Annotated in this window: 2 pseudogenes; both read left to right on the top strand. The window is 50.3% G+C overall.

From position 1 onward, the window contains the following. Positions 1-225 precede the first annotated feature (225 nt). Positions 226-3927, top strand: a pseudogene (purL, locus tag K2I50_RS08035) (phosphoribosylformylglycinamidine synthase). A 24-nt stretch (positions 3928-3951) separates the two neighbouring features. Continuing rightward, positions 3952-4210: pseudogene (locus K2I50_RS08030) on the top strand (amidophosphoribosyltransferase); the annotation flags it as partial.

Below are 4210 nucleotides of genomic sequence, written 5' to 3'. Positions count from 1 at the left end.
TCCCTCACTGCGCGAACACATCTGCACGACGCTTGACCGCCCCAGCGTTAACAAATATTGGTGAACGGGGTCTAAAAATAAGCCCATACATGAGTATTCGGCCAACTTTTTTGGTAAAAATCACTCAGATGAGCCGAAAATTTGTAATTTTGCATCCCTATAGCGCATCGACACATCGATGCATGCAAAACCAGTCATCAACATTTATCAGGAAATAGATAGAGTATGGTTGTATTCTTCAAAAAAGGCGCCAATCTTGTGATTGCCGTCGAGACTACCCACCGACCGGATGCCACTGAAGCGGAAAAGCTGTCGTGGCTCTTTGGAGGCGCTACCCTCCTTGTTGCTACAAGCCTTAAAGGCCGCTTCATAGGACCTCGTCGAGAAATGATTACCCCGTGGAGTACAAATGCAGTAGAAATCACCCAGAATATGGGACTCGAGGGGATAACCCGAATCGAGGAGTTTGTGCGTACGGCTGAGACTGAGCCGCGTTACGACAAAATGCTGCAACGAGTGTATGAGGGCCTTAACAGTCGTGTCTTCACCGTTGCAAAGACTCCCGACCCGATAGTATATATCGACGATATCTCAGAATACAACAAGGCTGAAGGCCTCGCGCTCAGTCCTGATGAAGAACAATATCTGCGCGACCTTGCTGCAAAGCTCGGACGTCCGCTGACTGACAGTGAGGTGTTTGGCTTCTCTCAGGTAAACTCGGAGCATTGCCGTCATAAGATTTTCAATGGCACATTCGTGATTGACGGCGAGGAAAAGCCCATGTCGCTGTTCAAACTTATTAAGAAAACTTCTCAGGTCAACCCCAATAAGCTCGTTTCGGCATACAAGGACAATGTAGCCTTTGTCGACGGCCCTAAGGTTGACCAATTTTATCCTGTAAACCCCGACCGTCCGGATTATTTTGAGGTAAAGGATCTTGATACGGTAATATCGCTCAAGGCTGAAACCCACAACTTCCCCACTACTGTCGAGCCTTTCAATGGCGCCGCCACCGGTACTGGTGGTGAGATTCGCGACCGTCTTGGCGGAGGCAAAGCCTCTCTGCCAATCGCAGGAACTGCGGTTTATATGACCTCGTATCCCAGAATGGCACCCGAACACCGCTGGGAACTCATGATGAATCCGAGAGTATGGCTGTATCAGACTCCTTGTGACATCCTTATCAAGGCATCGAACGGTGCCAGCGATTTCGGCAACAAGTTTGGTCAGCCGCTTATCTGCGGATCACTCCTGACATTCGAGCATGAGGAGAACGGCAAGCAATATGCCTACGACAAGGTAATCATGCTCGCCGGCGGAGTTGGTTTCGCTGCTAAGAAAGATGCGCTAAAGGGACACCCTGTTGCCGATGAAAAAGTAGTGGTGATGGGTGGCGACAACTATCGCATCGGTATGGGCGGCGGTGCGGTGTCATCTGTTGAGACAGGTCAGTATGACAATGCCATTGAGCTGAACGCCGTACAGCGTGCCAACCCTGAAATGCAGAAACGTGTCAGCAACGTGATACGTGCTCTTGCCGAAAGTGACAACAATCCGATTGTGTCGATTCATGATCATGGCGCAGGCGGACATCTTAATGCTTTGTCGGAACTTGTTGAAGAGACCGGCGGTAAAATCCATATCGACGCACTGCCCGTAGGAGACAAGACGCTCTCTGCAAAAGAGATTGTTGGCAATGAGAGTCAGGAGCGCATGGGCCTCGTGATTGAAGAGAAGGACATTGACTATGTACGTACAATCGCCGAACGCGAGCGTGCTCCGTTCTATGTGGTAGGCGAGACTACCGGCGACGACCGTTTCGTATTCGAACAGGCCGACGGAGTTAAACCTATCGACCTTGGTATGGCTGATATGTTTGGCAACTCGCCCAAGACAGTCCTTACCGATACTACAGTAAATGTACAATATAAGGATGCGGTTTATGACGAAAACCGTATTGAAGAATATCTGACCGACGTGCTTTCGCTTGAGGCGGTGGCATGTAAGGATTGGCTGACCAACAAGGTCGACCGTTCGGTCACAGGCAAGGTCGCGCGTCAGCAGTGTCAGGGCGAGATTCAGCTCCCTCTGAGCGACTGTGGCGTAGTGGCGCTTGATTACCGTGGAAAAGCCGGTATCGCCACATCTATCGGTCATGCTCCCCAGGTTGCTCTGATTGATGCCGCCAAAGGTTCTGTAATGGCAGTTGCAGAGGCCCTTACAAATATCGTGGGTGCTCCTATGGCTGATGGCCTGAAAAGCGTGTCGCTGAGTGCCAACTGGATGTGGCCCTGCAAGAATCCGGGAGAGGATGCCGCTCTTTATCGTGCTGTGGAGGCATGTTCCGACTTCGTTTGCGAGCTTGGAATAAACATTCCTACCGGCAAGGATTCGTTGTCAATGACCCAGAAATATGGCGATGATAAGGTATATGCACCCGGTACTGTAATTATTTCAGCAGCAGGTGAGGTGAGCGATGTGCGCCGTACTCTCACTCCCGTGCTTCAGGCTAAGCCCTCTACATTATATTATATAGATTTCTCCGGCACCTCGCTTGCGTTGGGCGGCTCGGCTCTGTCACAGGTACTCAATGCTATCGGCAGTGAGGCTCCTTGTGTTTCCGATGCCAAGCAGTTTGCTGCAACTTTCAATGCCGTACAGACTCTTGTAAAGAAGGGAATGCTTCTTGCCGGGCATGATGTCGCCGCTGGCGGTCTGGTAACTACGCTTCTTGAAATGGCGTTTGCCAATTGTGATGGCGGTATAGATTTCAATACCGAGGCATTTGTAGCAGCCGGCGAATCTGACCTTGTGAAGATTCTTTTTGCTGAGAATCCCGCTCTGGTAGTGCAGGTTGCTGATGACAAGTGTCAGCGTGTAGAAGATGTTTTGGCTGCCGCAGGTGTGCGCTTCTTTGCTATCGGTACACCTTCTGCCGAGCGTATGCTTACTGTAACCCATAACGGTGCAGATCACATTTTCTTCATCGACCACATGCGTGACGTATGGTTCCGTTCATCATATCTGATGGATGCCGTACAGAGCGGCGAGAAGTGTGCGGCAGAGCGCTTTGAAAACTATAAGAAGCAACCTATACGCTATCGCTTCCCGTCGGGATTCAAGGGCTCGCTTGCATCTCGCGGCTTGTCGCTACGACGTGATGGCAAATCTGGTGTACGTGCTGCAATCATTCGAGAAAAGGGTGTTAACGGAGACCGAGAAATGGCTTATTCGCTGTATCTCGCCGGATTTGATGTCAAGGACGTGCACATGACCGACCTTATGTCGGGTCGTGAGACACTTGAGGATGTCAATATGATTGTATTCTGTGGCGGATTCTCCAACTCCGATGTTCTTGGTTCTGCAAAAGGATGGGCCGGAGGTTTTCTCTGGAACGACAAGGCCAAGGCCGCTCTTGAGGCATATTACAAGCGTCCGGACACACTGAGTCTTGGTATATGCAATGGCTGTCAGCTTATGATTGAGCTCAATCTCATAAATCCGGAGCATAAGCGCAAGACAACCATGGCGCATAACGTAAGCCATAAGTTTTAATCGCAGTTCCTTGGCCTTACCATTCCAAATAACGACTCTGTCATGTTTGGATCACTCTCCGGCTCGTATCTCGGTATATGGGTTGCGCATGGTGAGGGACGCTTCAACCTGCCTGAACCGCTCTCAAGCTATAATATTGTTGCAAAATACAACTACAATTCTTATCCTGCCAATCCCAACGGCAGCCGTGGAGCTGTTGCCGGTCTGGCGTCGGCCGATGGCCGTCATCTGGCTATGATGCCCCACCTGGAACGCGCCATCTTCCCATGGCAGTGTGGCTACTATCCTGCCACACGTCGCTCTGAGGATGTCACACCCTGGATTGACGCATTTGTCAATGCCCGTCGCTGGATTGAGGACAAAACCAAATAACCTATTTAAAGATTCACAGTTTCTATGGGTGGCTTTTTCGGCGTTGCAAAACGCAAAGAATGCATCAACGAGCTATTTTACGGAGTTGACTATAACTCCCACATGGGTACAAAGCGCGCAGGCATAGCAACATGCAACAACGGCGTTTTTACCCGCTCGATACACAATATCGAGAACAGTTATTTCCGTTCGAAGTTTGAGGGCGACCTCAAAGACTTTACCGGAAATGTCGGTGTCGGTGTCATAAGTGACACCGACGCCCAACCTATTATCGTAAACTGCC

Origin of the sequence: Muribaculum sp., from assembly GCF_029051885.1 — a bacterium.
GTDB lineage: Bacteria > Bacteroidota > Bacteroidia > Bacteroidales > Muribaculaceae > Muribaculum.
The sequence above is the reverse complement of the archived record's forward strand: the minus strand, read 5'-3'. Positions and strand labels throughout refer to the sequence as shown.